We start from the raw sequence: 15,446 nt of genomic DNA, 5'->3' as shown, positions 1-15,446 counted from the left end.
AAAGCAGTTTCAATTTTCAAATCTTTATTACAATATAATTTATGGTTTTGCTGTAAGAGTTCCAATTTCTGCTGAAGCAGAGGCCTGTCCTTTAACGCTTAAAGAGAACTCTGCTACTTTATCCATATTTGTAAACACGACTACCATAGCATTATTTTTTCCAGCAGCTTCAAGAGCAGCTAGGTCAACGGTAGAAACAAGTGTTTCAGGCGTTACTTGATCTCCTTCGGCTACAGTAGTAGTGAAAGGGCCACCATTTAATTCAACTGTATCTAGACCCATGTGCAATAAAACTTCTACTCCATTTGAAAGTTCAATTCCGATTGCATGTTTAGTAGGGAAAACGCTGACAACTTTACCCGTTACTGGAGAATAAATTTTTCCATCTGTTGGAATGACTGCATATCCGTCTCCCATCATTTTTTGTGAAAAAACTGGATCTGCTACTTCTTCAATCGAAATAACGGTTCCATTTGCAGGTGAAGACAACTTTACTTCCATACTTTCTTCCTTCTTTGTTTCTTTTTTTAAAAAATCAAACATTCCCATTATAATTCCTACCTCCTATAATTTACAAACAGCTTCTTTCAAACGAATCATGAGAAGCTTACACTTAATGATACCATAAACAACCTTTTAATGAGAACTTAAAGGTTAATTTCTTAGTCATTTTTTGCATTTTTATTCACTTCTTTTAAAAGCTAAATAGACTGTATTTGTTTCCACTTCTTCACTATTTGGTCCGATCATTAACTCAAATTCGCCTGACTCAACGGATACAGAGAAGTCTTGATGTACGTATTCGAAGTCTTGCTCACTTAAACTAAAGGAAATAACAATTGATTCGCTAGGCTCTAGCGAAACTTTTTTAAATCTTTTCAGTTCTTTGATTGGACGGACTACTTTGCCCACCTTATCTCTAATATACAATTGGACCACTTCAGTACCTGCAAATTTCCCGCTGTTAGTAATCTTTAGTTTGATTTGAACTTCATCCGTTTGATTTTTTTTTGATTTGGTCAAAGTAACTTGCATTGGACTGTACTTAAAATACGTATAACTTAATCCATAACCAAAAGGAAAAAGCGGACTATTGTCAACATCCAGATACCTTGAGAGATACTTATCATCTTGATTTAAAGCTGTTAGTGGGCGCCCGGTGTTGTCTTGATTGTAGTAGAGAGGAACTTGCCCAACTGCTTTTGGAAAAGACATGGTCAATTTACCACTTGGATTTTTTTTACCATACAACACATTTGCCACTGCCGAGCCAGCTTCAGTTCCTGGAAACCAAGCTTCCAACATACTGTCTACATCTTGAACAATATCGGTTAGATCTAATGGCCTGCCATTGAAAAGCGTCACTACTAGCGGTTTATTTAAAGTACGCAGTTCTTTGATCAGTTGGATCTGTTCGGATGGCAACTTAATGTTGCTTCTGCTTGCACCTTCACCGCTCATATAAGAAGATTCGCCAATAGCAGCCACAATAACATCAACATCGGTCAGCCAGTCCTCATCAAGTTCTGTTTGCCCATTGACGAATGTTTTCAATACGATCGCTTCTTTTGGGATATGCTGCAATAGCCCTTCATATAGCGAAACACTTTCCTCTTGTTGACCTTTCCAAGACCACGCACCTAACACATCTTTTGCTTGCCCTTCATGTACGATCAAGGCGACTTTCTGATGGACAGTTAACGGTAGGACCTGTTCCTTATTTTTCAAAAGAACTATTGACTCTTCAGCTATTTCTCTAGCTTTTTCTCGATGCTCTGAGCTGAATACTATTGTCTTTTCCTCTGTACTATTTGCTCCACGATAGGGATTTTCAAATAAACCCAACTCATTTTTCAATGTTAGAATTCGGAATACAGCTTCATCAATCATTGATTCGGCGACTTTCCCTTCATCGACTAGCTCGCTTAAATAATTTAAATAAGCGCCTGTCATCATCTCAATGTCTACTCCAGCTTCAATCGCTAATTCACCGGCTTCTTTTAAATTCTCAGCAATGCCATGAGGGATCATTTCTCCAACTGATGCCCAATCAGAAATGAGCACACCTTCAAAGCCAAGTTCTTTTCGAAGCATCTCACGCATCAACGATTTATTTGCCGTAGCAGGTACACCGTCTAGTGAGTTAAAGGCCGTCATAACTAATTTACTGCCTTCATCGATCCCAGCTTGGTAGGCTGGCAGATACATGTCTCGTAACGTTCTTTCAGACAATTCTACGGTATTGTATTCTCGCCCAGCTACTGGTGCACCGTATCCAGCAAAATGTTTGATGCAAGCTGCAATGCGCAACGTATCGATTGCCAAATTTTTCCCTTGGTATCCTCTAACGAAAGCACGGGCATAAAGTTGATTCAGATAAGGGTCCTCACCTGTAGCTTCCATAACTCTTCCCCAACGAGCATCACGCACTAGATCAACCATTGGTGCAAAGGTTACATGTAAACCTGAAACGGCTGCTTCTTTTGCCGCAATTACAGCACTCTCTTCAATCAAATCAGGATTCCAAGTGCATGCCATGCCTAACGAGATTGGAAAAATAGTGCGGTATCCATGTATTACATCCGCCATAAATAATAGCGGTATACCTAAGCGACTTTTTGCCAAATGTTCTTTTTGGATTGTTATCAGTGTTTGGGCACCAGAGATTCCAAGTACTGATCCTATCGTCGTCATTTTTTCAGCTGACATGTTCATTTCATGCATTGGACCAGTATTTTCACTATCCTCTTCTTTATAAAACTCACCTGCTAATTGAACCATTTGACCAATTTTTTCTTCCCTTGTCATGTTGTTGAGCAATTGTTTAAGTTGAATTGAATTCAATATAATCCTCCTCATCGTATTTTTATTTTTTTGAACCATTTAACCGCTTTCTCAATTTAACTGTAGCATCATTTTTTTTGTTTCTCAAATGATACAAATGAAGAAATATGCTATAGTGGACAAATGTTACATAGAAAGGACGAAAAAACAAATGAAGAAAATTAGTAAGGGTCTATTTCTTTCCATTACCATCGCTCTAATTGCTACCTTTTTAGGAAACTTTTTCCCAATTATTGGCAGTGCTGTATTTGCTATTATTTTAGGATTAACCATAAACAACACTCTAAGGATTCCAGCTGATTTCCAGCCTGGTATTAAATTTTCTTCAAAGAAAATTTTACAAGCTTCAATTGTCTTGCTGGGATTTAGTTTATCCATTCAAGATATTAAATCAACTGGACTATCCTCATTAAGCGTCACGATCGTCACGATTGCGGTTGCTTTTATTAGTGCTCTTTTAATTGGAAAATGGTTAAAGATCCCAACCAATACGAAAGTCTTGGTTGGTGTAGGAACGGCTATTTGTGGCGGGTCAGCAATTGCCGCTGTTTCACCAATCATTGAAGCAGATGATGATGAAATTGCCTTATCGATTTCAACGATTTTTTTATTTAATATTGTCGCTGTCTTTCTCTTCCCCTTTTTGGGTCACTTGATGAATTTGTCTGATGCTGGATTTGGATTATGGGCTGGAACAGCAATCAATGATACTTCTTCTGTTGTTGCAGCTGGTTACAGTTACAGCGAAGCGGCTGGTGATTATGCAACTATTGTAAAATTGACAAGAGCAACTCTGATCATTCCAATTTCATTGATCATAGCCGGCATTCAAGTTTATAAAAAAAGGCGTCTTGCTGAGAAAGTTTCTTTGAAACAAATTTTCCCCTGGTTTATTTTATGGTTTTTGGTAGCTTCTTTAATCAGCAGCTCAGGCATTCTTCCTGAAACCTTTATAGCAATAGCTAAATGGCTCTCGCGTTTTATGATTGCAATGGCATTAGGCTCGATTGGCTTATCAGCTAACTTAAGAGCCTTATTAAAGACTGGAAAAAAACCAGTGCTGCTTGGTTTAGCTACTTGGTTCTTTGTTGCCGTTAGTAGTTTACTCGTCCAGTTTTTCCAGGGACAACTTTAATTTGCTATTAACAAGAATACATCGCTATTTTTAGCACAATCTAAAGAAACCCTTAATTTTCCCTAAATAGTGTAGGATAACCAGTATAATTTAGGTATACTTAGTTTTGTGCTTTTTAATATTTGCGTTTTTATTTGAGAGGAGAATAACATGATTTTTATTGAATTATTAAAAGCTGTATTTTTAGGCGTCGTTGAAGGAATTACTGAATGGCTGCCTATCAGTAGTACCGGACACATGATTTTAGTAGAGGAATTTATTCAATTAAATGCTTCTGCTGAATTTAAAGAAATGTTCTTTGTGGTTATCCAATTAGGTGCTATTTTGGCTGTTGTCTTACTTTATTTCAACAAATTAAATCCATTTTCACCAAAGAAATCCACTCAAGAAAAGAAAGATACCATGTCTATCTGGTACAAAGTAATCGTTGGGGTTCTTCCTGCAGCAGTACTAGGATTTCTTTTTGATGACTGGTTAAATGATCATTTATATAATTATTGGACAGTTGCTATTATGTTGATTGTTTATGGGATTTTATTTATTATTATTGAAAATCGCAACAAAGGAAAAGAAAGTTCTATCAATTCATTTAAAGATTTGACTTATAATACAGCCTTTTTAATCGGTATGTTCCAAGTTCTTTCATTGATTCCTGGTACGTCTCGTTCAGGAGCAACGATTTTGGGTGCTATTCTAATTGGTACATCTCGATTCGTTGCTACAGAGTATTCGTTCTTCTTGTCTATCCCAATCATGTTTGGCGCAAGTTTCCTTAAACTGGTTAAATTCGGTTTGGACTTTACAGGCATGGAAGTTGCGATTCTCTTAACCGGTATGCTGGTTGCGTTCGTTGTTTCCGTTATCGCAATCAAATTCTTGATGGGCTACCTTAAACATAATGACTTTAAAGTCTTTGGTTGGTACAGAATCATTTTAGGTATCCTTGTTATCGGTTATTTTATTCTTTTTGGTTAAAGCCATTAAATAAGATAGCTCAATTGTACAACTAGAAAACTCATTCCTATTTTGATGATTCAGTTCATCAAAAATGGGGATGAGTTTTTTAATTACTTAGTTTATTAGCTGATTACTTTAACTTGGTGTCACTCTTCCATGAAATGCTCTTTCACGAGAGCGTAGCACAATAAAAAACCTCACTCTTCCGCTGAATGGAAAAGTGAGGTTAAGGTTAATATGAGGCTAGACTTTATTCCAGCCTTTTTTTTGTCAAATAACTATATTCAACAAACCTTTTTTATTTCACAAAAAAAGCTTCATACAAGGCTTTTACCGCCAAGTCTTCGTATTTCGCTTGGATCCCAAATATGACACTAACTTCAGAGGCCCCTTGGTTGATCATATCAATATTGATATTATTTTCAGAAAGAGCGGTTGCTGCTTTAGACATCGTAAATATCTTTTCACTCATGCCTTCCCCAACAATCATGATCAAAGCAATATCGTGTTTAACTGTCACACTATCTGCACATAACTCTTCTTTTAATTGAACTAGCAAGGATTTTTCTTCTTCAGTTGTCATTTGATCCGTCTCTAAAAGAATCGTTAAATTATCGATTCCTGATGGCATATGTTCATAACTAATTCCTCTTGCTTCAAGTATTTCTAATACTTTACGTCCAAAACCAATTTCACGGTTCATTAAATACTTGTCAATGTAAATACTGCTAAAACCGCTTGAACTGGCAATTCCAATTACACCTTGATCCGTTATTTGACGTTCTTTCATAATACGCGTCCCCGGAGCAGATGGATTATTTGTATTTTTGATTTGAACTGGAATACCTAATTTAAATGCCGGTTGTAAAGCCTCATCATGTAGAACAGAAAAGCCGCCGTATGAAAGCTCGCGTATTTCACGGTAAGTCAGTTCCTTGATACCTATAGGATTTTCAACTACGTGAGGATTAGCAGCAAATATAGCATCTACGTCCGTAAAATTCTCATATAAATCTGCTTGGGTCCCATTCGCTAAAATAGATCCTGTAATATCTGAACCGCCTCTTGAAAAAGTACAAACTTTCCCGTCTTTTGTGTATCCAAAAAATCCAGGAAAAATAATAATTTCTTTACTATCACGTAATTTATATAATTGTTCATAACTTTCAGGCAGAACTTGAGTGTTTCCCGGTTCATTGGTTACCACTAATCCAGCCTCCTTAGGATCCATATACCGAGCTGGTATCCCCTCTTGGTTAAAGTATGCAGCAACCAATTTTGCGTTATTATCTTCACCGCTTGCTTTAAATGCATCTAAATAATAATCGGGTTCATCTTTGTTGCCTTTAACTAAGACAGCTAAATTACTTCTGATTTCATCAATAATTTCTGTACCCATTCCCAATTCCTCAGCAATACTTTGGTATCGATCAATGATTTTTTCTTGCACGGCACTAAAATCATGGCCAACAAGAGCTTTCATACCAAATCCAATCAACAGGTCTGTCACCTTCTCGTCCTCTGCTGAACGCTTACCAGGGGCTGATACAACTACAATTTTCCGTGCTGCATCTTCTTTTACAATTTGTACGACCTTTTTTAACTGATTTCCTGAAGCTAATGAGCTTCCACCAAATTTAATCACGTTCATCAAAGTAACACCCTTTATCATTTTTATTTAATTTCATAACTATACTAGAGAAAGTGACATATGTTTATATTTTGAACTGTTTCCCATTGATAATCAAGTCTTTCTATTCATTTAAAAAGAAAATATCGTACTATTTCATTTGTTTTGTCTAATATTGTTTTAGTAATCTATTTAACATCAATTTGACATCAAAATAAAACTTTAGTCCCTATTTAATTCAATAAATTAGGCATATAATATAGATGTTGTTAATTTTACAATTGTTAATTGGTATCGCACTTATTTTATTACTTATTATGGGAGAAATCAAATATGAAAACAAACAAATTGATCAATTTTCTTTTAGGATTTTCTATTATTGTTAGGTTACTTAAAAAAACTTTTTCCAAGAAAAAAATAGCACCTTCTAGAGTTTCCTCTCTGCAACAATCCTTATCTCCATTTGTTGGGACTTGGAGCAGTCAAGAAAATAAAACACACTGGCTCTTAAGAATAACTCAAGAAGGTGATTTTCATATTAATAATCATCTTCTTGTCGGAAGTCTCACATCTATCTCAAATCAGCAGTTGGTCTTCACTGATCACTATGGCTATAAATTGATTGCTGACCGTCATGAAAATGATACCTTATCTTTTTATGACGAAGCCGACGAAAAGAAGTATTTATTTGTTTTATCAGAGTAAAAGCGACCCATGATCTCAACTTCATGGATTGGTTTTGCTTTTTTTATTCACTTGGTGTTTCTATTGAAAAAAATGTAGTAGATATTATGGTACAATGAACTTTTAAATTATTCTCTACTGCTTAGAAAGGAGTGCTGTACTTGTTTCAATACCTTCTACTTGGATTGATTATCTTTTATGTGATGGGTAACTTATTGGCTTTACGTCATTTTGGCGCTTATGATTTTGAAAGTCAATTTGTCCGTATTTTTCTTGTAAACGATCGAAGGATCATAAAAAGAATCAAGGAAAAACCGACTGTTCCATTAATAAAAAAATTAAAAAAGATTTTCAGTCTTCAATTGATTGCAAAAATTGTTATTTATTCGCTGTTTGTCCATTTTTATCTTGGAAATAATACCTCGGTGAGTGTTTTTATTTTAGCCTCTTTATTCGTCTGCAATATCCTTTTTGATCTTCAAACAAATAAAATTGTTAATCAAGCAAGCCAGCATTAATAGGACTACTAATACAATAAAAAAGGAGCTCTAAATCAAAGATTATAAGAATCTTCGTTTAGAGCTCTTTTTATTTAATCTTCACCAAAATTCTTAGTGAGCTTCAATGTAAGCATCTTTGTAGCTGTACTTAGCTCCAACTTGGTAATTGTAAACATCTTTAACATAATCTTTTTGCAATGTTGCTGCTGCTCTTTGGAAAAGAGGAGCTACTCCAGCTTCTTCTAATAAGATTTTTTCTGCATCAAGTAAGTTTGTCCAACGTGCATCGACGTCTGTTGCATTTTCACCCTTAGACAAAGCTACTAATTCATCAAATTCTGCATTGCTGTAGCTTGAACGGTTGTATGGACTTTCTGATGTCATTAAATCAATAAAGTTTACTGGATCAGCAAAATCTGCTCCCCATCCGCCTAAAGCTAAATCGTAGTCTTGTTGTGTTTGTAATTCTAAACGAGCTTTAAATGGAACATTTTTCAATGTGATCTCCACACCGGGTAAATTAGTTTCAATTTGGTCTTTCATGTAAGCTCCGACTTTTTTATTTGTTTCATCATCGTCCCCAAGCAATTCTAATGTTACTGTATCTGTACCAAGTTCTTCTTTAGCCGATTCCCAATATTCATTAGCTGCATCTGCATCAAAAGCTAGGTAGTCTCCAGATTCTGAACGGAAATCATCTCCAGTTGTTGGATTTGCTGCTAATTCAGCAGGAACTAGACCACCTACTGTTTGTGAACCATTAGCTAAGATTTCACTGACCAACAATTCATGATTATAAGAAGAAGCAATAGCTTTACGTAAGTTTTCATTAGCTAATGGAGTTTCTTCGCCATTTTTTTCTTGGTTTAATTGAAGGTAAGACGTTCTTGCTTCTGTTTCAACAGTGTAATCTGCATTATCTTGATATTGTTTAGCAAATTCACCTGTTAAATTAACTCGGTCAATTTGACCAGAATCGTATAGATTTAAAGCAGTTGATGTTTCTTTAATAACTTCAACATTGATCTCTTCTAAAGCAACATTTTCAGCATCCCAATACTCTTCATTCTTTTCATATGTCCAATTTAAGTTTGTTCCATCCCAATTGCTAAATGTGAACGGTCCATTAAAGACCATTGTCTCTGCTGAAGTTCCATATTCAGCTCCTTGTTCTTCCACAAATGCTTGATTTTGAGGGAAGAATGTAGGGAACGCCATTAGAGAGATAAAGTAAGGTACGGGAGTTTCCATCGTAACTTTCAATTCATAATCACTTACAGCTTCTACACCCAATGTTTCAGGATCAGCTTCTCCAGATATGATAGCTTTGGCATTTTCAATTCCTTCAAATAAGTACGAATAAGAAGCGGCTGTTTCAGGATTAACGACTCTTTTCCAAGCATATACAAAATCGTTAGCTGTTACTGGATCACCATTTGACCAAGTTGTATCTTCACGCAATTTAAATGTATATTCTAACCCATCTTCGCTAACCGTTACTTCTTCTTCAGCCAAAGCAGGAATTGGCTGGCTGTCTTTGTCAAGACGGTATAAACCTTCATTTATGTTATTAAAAACGGTAAAACTCACGGTATCTGTAGCTAAGGCTGTATCCCCAGTAGGAAGTTCAGCAATTTCAATTAAGTTTAGTACTTGCTCTTCCGCTAGATCTCCTTCGCCAGAACTTGAACTATTTGTTTCGCTTCCCGCGTCATTTCCACAAGCTACTAATAAACCTGCCGTTAATAATACTGCACCTGATTTCCACCATTTCGTCTTTTCCATAATTAAATCCCCCTGTTTACTTACCTAATTTTAATCTAATTCCAATGAAATTAGAACTTGATAATAAATATACACATTTTTAATATTATTTGCAAGTTTTTTCTAAAGTTTTTTTCTTACTAACCACCTTTGATTGACAACTAACTATCTTTACCATTATGCTTATCATTAGTAAGCATAAATAAGGAGTGTTAAAAGATGAAAATAGCAGTATGGTCAGATTTTGTTTGTCCTTTTTGTTACATTGGCAAACGACATTTAGAAGCAGCCATTAAGGATCGCACAGATGTAGAAATTGAGTTTCATAGTTATGAATTAGATCCCACAGCTCCTGAGAAAGTTGACGGTAAAATGGAAGTTTATTTCGCCGAGCATAAAGGAATGAGCGTCGAACAAGCTCATTCTATGATTCAACAAGTTACTCAAATGGCTAACAATGTTGATTTAGCTTATAATTACGATGCTATTCAACATGGAAATACATTAAAACCGCATCGTTTGTTTCAATTTGCCAAAGAGCAAGGTAAAGGCAATGAATTTATGGAACTAGCCAAAAAGGCCTACTTCATTGAAGGTAAATGGCTAAATGACGACGACTTTTTAGTTCATTTGGCTACTTCCGTTGGTTTGGAAGAGAACCGTGTTAGAGATATTTTGACTTCTGAGGCTTATTTAGACGCTGTACGTTTGGACCAAGCCCAAGCAGCTGAAATTGGTATTCAAGGCGTTCCTTTCTTTGTTATTGATGGTCAATATGGTCTTAGCGGAGCTCAGCCTATTGAAATATTTGAACAGGTATTAGCAGATATCGACGCTAAGAAAATATAATCGTGTGAAAAAAATGGAGTTGGGAATCTTTTCCAACTCTTTTTTGTTCCAATATAAGGCTAAGTATTTCTTTTTAATCATTTAGAAAGATAGAATAGAATAAACCAGATAGGGGGAGCATTATGTACATATGGCTCAGTTTTTTCTGTGTATTAGGATTTGCATTGATTCACTTTTTTTCTAAATCAATCCACTTTGCGCACAAAGCGTCACGAAATAAATTTTTATCTTTTACAGCTGGAGTTGCCGTCTCTTATGTTTTTGTATTATTATTACCAGAATTAAATGATTATCAACAAAATTTATTGCTTAAACTAGAATATAGTCCTTGGAGATACTTAGAAAATCATATTTATATCATTGCTTTAGTAGGTTTGGTTTTATTTTACACCTTAGAGAATTTAGTCAAACTTTCTAAAGAAAGTCCTCGTTTTAAACACCCTGAAGATGCTAGTTCGGGTATATTTTGGATTCATATCTGTTCCTTTTTTGTTTATAATGCCATTATTGGTTATTTATTAATCCAGGAAGAATTTAAAAGTCCTTTAGGTTTGTTATTTTATTTTATCGCTCTGGGTGTTCATTTTGTGACCAATGACTGGAGTTTGCGCAGAGACCATAAAAAAATTTATGATCAATATGGCAGAATCCTTTTAACTCTAGCAATCTTTTTAGGGTGGCTTATTGGAGCATTGACTGAATTAAATGAATTGGTTATCTCAGTTTTACAAGCGTTCATAGCTGGCGGTGTGATTCTGAATGTTTTAAAAGAAGAACTGCCTCAAGAAAAAGAAAGCAGTATAACCAGTTTTTTACTAGGGGCTTTTGGCTACACGTTTCTTTTATCCTTTATTTAAAGATTTTATTTTAGGAAAAGAAAAACCCTCAAAAGTAGAATGAACTCTACTTTTGAGGGTTTGTTTATTACGCAGTATTCAAGTAAAAGAACTTTCTTCCTTTATTAAATGATTGCAATAGCAATCATTGTAAGCAAGAAAAGAAATGAGACTACATGCATGGCTTTTTTCACTTTAAAAAATTCGCCTTTTGCTAATTTAAAAATAGGGTAGGCTATAAAACCAAAGGCTAACCCATCAACGATACTTGACGTTAAAGGAATCATCACTATAATCAAAAAGGCCGGAAACCATTCGCTAAAATCATCAAAAGGAATGTGTTTTAAATTCTCCATCATGATTGCACCAGTAATAACAATAACAGGTGCTAATGCTGCATTAGGAATATAAGTTAACAGTGGTGTGAATAGTAATGAAAGTAAAAATAATACCCCCGCTGTCACAGCAGTAAGTCCTGTCTTCCCTCCAGCTTTTATACCAGATGCACTTTCAGCTGCTGCTACGGTTGGACTTGTTCCCAACAAACCAGATACCAAAGTCATTATCCCGCTAACTTTAAACGCACTTGTAAAACGAGTCTTATCTTCCAACATACCTTCAAAAAGACCAATTGCTTCAAAAATCAAAATCATCGTCAATGAGAACACCGCTAGTAAAAAAGGTATGCTAAAGAGCATTGAAAAATCAAAAGCCCCTATAAGTGCTGGAAATTCAGAAAGATTACTCAATGAGAATGAAGAAGCACTGGCTTTATGAATACCAGTTATCAATGAAATAATCGTAATAACTACAATTCCAATAAAAAAACTGCCAGGTATATTTCTTAAATAAAGCACACCCGATAGTAAAATCCCAATAACTGCTAATAATACAAGCGGCTGAGTTAAATCTCCTAACATGATAAATGAACTTGCTCCTCCATCAACAATAATGCCACCATTTTCTAGCCCAATCACAACTAAAAAAAGACCAATTCCGGCTGTTATTCCATGTTTCAAAGAATCTGGAATAGCCGCTGCTAATAATTTACTGATAGAAGTATAGGCAACACCAGTAAAAATCAATCCTGAGACAAAGATCACTGCTAATGCTTGCTGCCATGAAAGTCCTAATGAATCAACGATTGTATACGTAAAGAATGCGTTTATTCCCATACCTGGCACTAGAACTATAGGCGCTTTCCCCCACAATCCCATCACTATACTTCCGATAGCTGAAACAATAATCGTACTAAAAACACTTAGTTCGGCAGGAATGCCTGCATCTGCTAATATTAAAGGATTAACGACGATGATATAAGACAACGCGAAAAATGATGTAGCACCCGCTATCATCTCTTGTTTAACGCTTGTTTGTTTTTCTTTCAATTTAAAATAATTCAAATTATCTTCTCCTTTTCGATGTGTTTTTTAGACACAAGTAATCTGGAGACATGGGCTTGCACTCTTTATAAAGCTTGCATAGCAAAAAAGAAAGTTTTTTTCTTTACACGCCCCAACATTTAATTATACCATCTATGGTATCAAAAGTCATGGATTTCATACTCTCCTTGGTAGAATTAAAAGCAACACTTTTTATCAGGATTTTTGGGCTAAACGTTAAAGGTAGGGATAATAAAAAGACTATCGAACAAAAAAACGACCTAATGAATAAAATGATCCTCCATTTTGAAATCACTCTAATTAAGGCTCGTTGCAGCTACTCGAATGGAAAATCAACTTTGAGCTACTCGAACTAGCGCTTGTTGTGGCTACTCGAACTAGCGCTCGTTGTGGCTACTCGAATGAAAAATCAACTTTGAGCTACTCGAACTAGCGCTTGTTGTTGCTACTCGAATGAAAAATCAACTTTGAGTTACTCGAACTAGCGCTTGTTGCAGCTACTCGAACGGAAAATCAACTTTGAGTTACTCGAACTAACGCTCGTTGTGACTACTCGACTCTTAATTTCTGGCGGAATAGACTTGCTTATAGTCATGCATTGGATTCAAGCTCCAGGTGTTCTCATAGCTCTCCACAAGCAAAACCGTTATTCCAGAAGAAATTGTTTAGGATAATAAAACTTTTTGCTAAGCAACTTTATTTTCTTATGTACAACTTTTCTACTATTAAATAAAGTAAAATTAAAAAAAGCCAGAATGATAAATTCTGACTTTTTTGCTTTTTTGACACATTATAAATCGCTATTTTAATGTTGCTAGATTCGTTGCATTATTTATCTGATATCTGAAATTTCTTGAAGAATAACGTTTCTTGTAGCTTGAAAGAACTCATTGTAATCACTTAAAGTCCAAGTTACTCTATTTGAAACATCACATCATTTGATGTAGAACTAATTTTTCTAAATAGTACTGATTGTTATTTCTTGATTCGGCTCTTTTTTTAAAATAACAATGCCATCCCCTTCTATTTGAATATGATTTAGTTGATTTTCATTTAAAAAAGAGAAAACATCAAAATCATACTGTTCTGGAATAGCTGAAGTTTCTAACCGAGTTTTCTTATTAGCAGTATTGAAAAGAATTACTACAAAGTCTTCCTTACTTATCAATCTAATAATCCCCATTAGTTCACCTTGTGAAAAAGGGTAAAAATCACCCTCTTTTAAGCTAGCTTCTTTATTTCGGATAGCACTTATCTTTTTTACAAATAGTTGAATTTCCTTATTTTCTCTTCCCCATGGATACATCCTACGATTATCAGGATCTTCATTTCCTTCTACACCCACTTCATCGCCATAATAAAGACTCGGGACTCCAGGTAGGACAAATAATAAGGCCATCGCTTGTTTTAATTTTGATGTATTACGATCCAATTCCGTTAAAATCCGTTTGGTATCGTGTGTTCCTATATTATTGAAATTACTTTTGAATACTTCTGTCGGATAATTTTCTTTTAAATTCATCCATTGTTCAGCCGCTTCTTTTGGAGTGGTTTTGTTTTTGAGCAGACCTAAAATAATTTCACGAAAAGGGTAATTCATCGCTCCATGCAACATGCCGCCTTCACTATAATGTCGACGCTTATTGTACGCAATTTTATTCGAGACATCTTCCCATACTTCTCCAATTAATACAGAATTTGGCGCAGTTTCATCTAATACTGATCGGATGCCTTTTAATACCTTATCCGATAACTCATCTGCTACATCTAGACGCCATCCACCTATTCCTAACGTTGACCACTTTCGTATAACACTATTTTTACCTTCATAAATAAACGATTGGACCTCCGGGTGTTGAGTATCTAGCTTTGGCAAATCTTTGACGCCCCACCATGACTCAAAATGATCTGGAAACTTCTTAAATGTGTACCAATTAGCATAGACACTATCCCTAGATTGATAGGCACCTTTTCCCTCATACGTTTCAAATAAATTAAAATAACGGCTATCTGCACCAGAATGGTTAAATACGCCATCCAAAAGAATGTGCATACCAAGTTCCTTTGATTTTTGAATCAGTTCTTTAAATATCTCTTCATCCCCAAACATGAGATCGATTTTCATAAAATCACCTGTATCGTACTTGTGATTGCTGCGCGCTTCAAATATGGGACTCAGGTATAGAATGGTTATGCCCAGTGTATTTAGATAAGGCAACTTTTGAATGATTCCTTTTAAGTTTCCTCCATAGAATTCCCAACGAACGATTTCCCCATCTTTATTCTTGATATACATCGGCAAATCTTCTTGACTGCCATAAAGAAACGAATTCTTTTTAGGATTCGATACCGTTCCATCTGCATTCCCGTTATTAAAACGATCAACAAAAATATGATAAGCTATTCCTTCACGATACCATTTAGGTGAAGGGTCTTCATACAAATAACTGGTTAATTGATAAGACTTTACCTGATGTTCATTTTCGTAAACTTGCCCTTCTCCACCTTTAAATCGTTTATTATTTCCATAATAAACGATTTTAGTTTGATCTTCTTTTTTAAGTGCTAGCTTAAAATAATAATAATACAATCCTTGCCCTTCTGTTAATTGAATCGTTACTTGGTATTGATGATTTCCATCTGAGCGCATCTTGACTTCAAATGTATCTCCAAAATCTTTTTGTACGAACAAGCAAACTGGTTCAACAACCGGACATTCGCAAGTAAGGGTAAAGGTTACTTCTTCATTAACCGGTACTGCTCCAAACGGTTTTTTGTATTTTGTTAGCCAAGAATTATAATAAATTGCTTCAGTCATTTTGTTTCCTCAATTCTATTATAGTT

12 protein-coding genes are annotated in these 15,446 nt (G+C 35.3%); 6 read left to right on the top strand and 6 right to left on the bottom strand.

Annotation, left to right across the window (positions count from 1 at the left end; translation table 11 throughout):
- Positions 1-39: 39 nt before the first annotated feature.
- Together BP17_RS03985 and BP17_RS03980 are read right to left on the bottom strand one after the other, a co-directional pair.
- Complete coding sequence (locus BP17_RS03985; RefSeq protein WP_035055097.1) at positions 40-543, bottom strand: PTS sugar transporter subunit IIA; 504 nt, start codon at positions 541-543, stop codon at positions 40-42.
- A 138-nt stretch (positions 544-681) separates the two neighbouring features.
- Positions 682-2,808, bottom strand: a complete 2,127-nt coding sequence (locus BP17_RS03980; RefSeq protein WP_408605793.1) for a glycoside hydrolase family 3 N-terminal domain-containing protein — start codon at positions 2,806-2,808, stop codon at positions 682-684.
- A 187-nt stretch (positions 2,809-2,995) separates the two neighbouring features.
- Between BP17_RS03980 and BP17_RS03975 the strand changes: the two genes are divergently transcribed.
- Positions 2,996-3,979: a YeiH family protein gene (locus tag BP17_RS03975; protein ID WP_035051883.1), complete on the top strand. Its 984-nt coding sequence runs from the start codon at positions 2,996-2,998 to the stop codon at positions 3,977-3,979.
- Between the two features lie 150 nt (positions 3,980-4,129).
- Positions 4,130-4,954, top strand: a complete 825-nt coding sequence (locus BP17_RS03970; protein WP_035051880.1) for an undecaprenyl-diphosphate phosphatase — start codon at positions 4,130-4,132, stop codon at positions 4,952-4,954.
- A 280-nt stretch (positions 4,955-5,234) separates the two neighbouring features.
- Here BP17_RS03970 and BP17_RS03965 read toward each other — a convergent pair whose 3' ends face one another.
- Positions 5,235-6,587 carry an aspartate kinase gene (locus BP17_RS03965; RefSeq protein ID WP_035051878.1) on the bottom strand — a complete coding sequence of 451 codons (1,353 nt, stop codon included), beginning with the start codon at positions 6,585-6,587 and terminating at the stop codon, positions 5,235-5,237.
- 312 nt (positions 6,588-6,899) lie between these two features.
- On the opposite strand from BP17_RS03965, the gene BP17_RS03960 reads away from it, so the two are divergent.
- Both BP17_RS03960 and BP17_RS03955 read left to right on the top strand, forming a co-directional pair.
- Positions 6,900-7,271 (top strand): DUF4828 domain-containing protein, encoded by a 372-nt coding sequence (locus tag BP17_RS03960; RefSeq protein ID WP_035051875.1) that lies wholly within the window; start codon positions 6,900-6,902, stop codon positions 7,269-7,271.
- 140 nt (positions 7,272-7,411) lie between these two features.
- Positions 7,412-7,768 carry a hypothetical protein gene (locus BP17_RS03955; protein ID WP_035051873.1) on the top strand — a complete coding sequence of 119 codons (357 nt, stop codon included), beginning with the start codon at positions 7,412-7,414 and terminating at the stop codon, positions 7,766-7,768.
- 93 nt (positions 7,769-7,861) lie between these two features.
- Here the strand turns inward: BP17_RS03955 and BP17_RS03950 are convergent, their stop codons facing one another.
- Positions 7,862-9,535, bottom strand: coding sequence for a peptide ABC transporter substrate-binding protein (locus BP17_RS03950; RefSeq protein WP_035051871.1), 1,674 nt, complete (start codon positions 9,533-9,535; stop codon positions 7,862-7,864).
- Positions 9,536-9,733: 198 nt separating this feature from the next.
- On the opposite strand from BP17_RS03950, the gene BP17_RS03945 reads away from it, so the two are divergent.
- Together BP17_RS03945 and BP17_RS03940 are read left to right on the top strand one after the other, a co-directional pair.
- Complete coding sequence (locus BP17_RS03945) at positions 9,734-10,363, top strand: DsbA family oxidoreductase (protein WP_035051870.1); 630 nt, start codon at positions 9,734-9,736, stop codon at positions 10,361-10,363.
- Positions 10,364-10,485: 122 nt separating this feature from the next.
- The gene (locus BP17_RS03940) at positions 10,486-11,220 is read left to right on the top strand and encodes a hypothetical protein (protein ID WP_035051869.1); all 735 of its coding nucleotides are present in this window, start codon (positions 10,486-10,488) and stop codon (positions 11,218-11,220) included.
- Positions 11,221-11,324: 104 nt separating this feature from the next.
- Here BP17_RS03940 and BP17_RS03935 read toward each other — a convergent pair whose 3' ends face one another.
- Entirely contained in the window at positions 11,325-12,602 is a 1,278-nt protein-coding gene (locus BP17_RS03935) for an NCS2 family permease (protein ID WP_035051867.1), read from the bottom strand.
- Between the two features lie 958 nt (positions 12,603-13,560).
- On the bottom strand, positions 13,561-15,420 hold the full coding sequence (locus tag BP17_RS03930; protein WP_035051865.1) for a glycoside hydrolase family 13 protein: 1,860 nt from the start codon (positions 15,418-15,420) through the stop codon (positions 13,561-13,563).
- Positions 15,421-15,446 lie beyond the last annotated feature (26 nt).

The sequence above is a fragment of the Carnobacterium pleistocenium FTR1 genome, assembly GCF_000744285.1.
Taxonomy (GTDB): domain Bacteria; phylum Bacillota; class Bacilli; order Lactobacillales; family Carnobacteriaceae; genus Carnobacterium_B; species Carnobacterium_B pleistocenium.
The sequence above is the reverse complement of the archived record's forward strand: the minus strand, read 5'-3'. Positions and strand labels throughout refer to the sequence as shown.

What these genes read in the sequence shown, in the direction of transcription:
- BP17_RS03930 (WP_035051865.1), bottom strand. Translation starts at nt 15,420, where the DNA reads ATGACTGAAGCAATTTATTATAATTCTTGGCTAACAAAATACAAAAAA.
- BP17_RS03970 (WP_035051880.1), top strand. Translation starts at nt 4,130, where the DNA reads ATGATTTTTATTGAATTATTAAAAGCTGTATTTTTAGGCGTCGTTGAA.
- BP17_RS03940 (WP_035051869.1), top strand. Translation starts at nt 10,486, where the DNA reads ATGTACATATGGCTCAGTTTTTTCTGTGTATTAGGATTTGCATTGATT.
- BP17_RS03945 (WP_035051870.1), top strand. Translation starts at nt 9,734, where the DNA reads ATGAAAATAGCAGTATGGTCAGATTTTGTTTGTCCTTTTTGTTACATT.
- BP17_RS03985 (WP_035055097.1), bottom strand. Translation starts at nt 543, where the DNA reads ATGTTTGATTTTTTAAAAAAAGAAACAAAGAAGGAAGAAAGTATGGAA.
- BP17_RS03960 (WP_035051875.1), top strand. Translation starts at nt 6,900, where the DNA reads ATGAAAACAAACAAATTGATCAATTTTCTTTTAGGATTTTCTATTATT.
- BP17_RS03975 (WP_035051883.1), top strand. Translation starts at nt 2,996, where the DNA reads ATGAAGAAAATTAGTAAGGGTCTATTTCTTTCCATTACCATCGCTCTA.
- BP17_RS03950 (WP_035051871.1), bottom strand. Translation starts at nt 9,535, where the DNA reads ATGGAAAAGACGAAATGGTGGAAATCAGGTGCAGTATTATTAACGGCA.
- BP17_RS03965 (WP_035051878.1), bottom strand. Translation starts at nt 6,587, where the DNA reads ATGAACGTGATTAAATTTGGTGGAAGCTCATTAGCTTCAGGAAATCAG.
- BP17_RS03980 (WP_408605793.1), bottom strand. Translation starts at nt 2,808, where the DNA reads ATGACAAGGGAAGAAAAAATTGGTCAAATGGTTCAATTAGCAGGTGAG.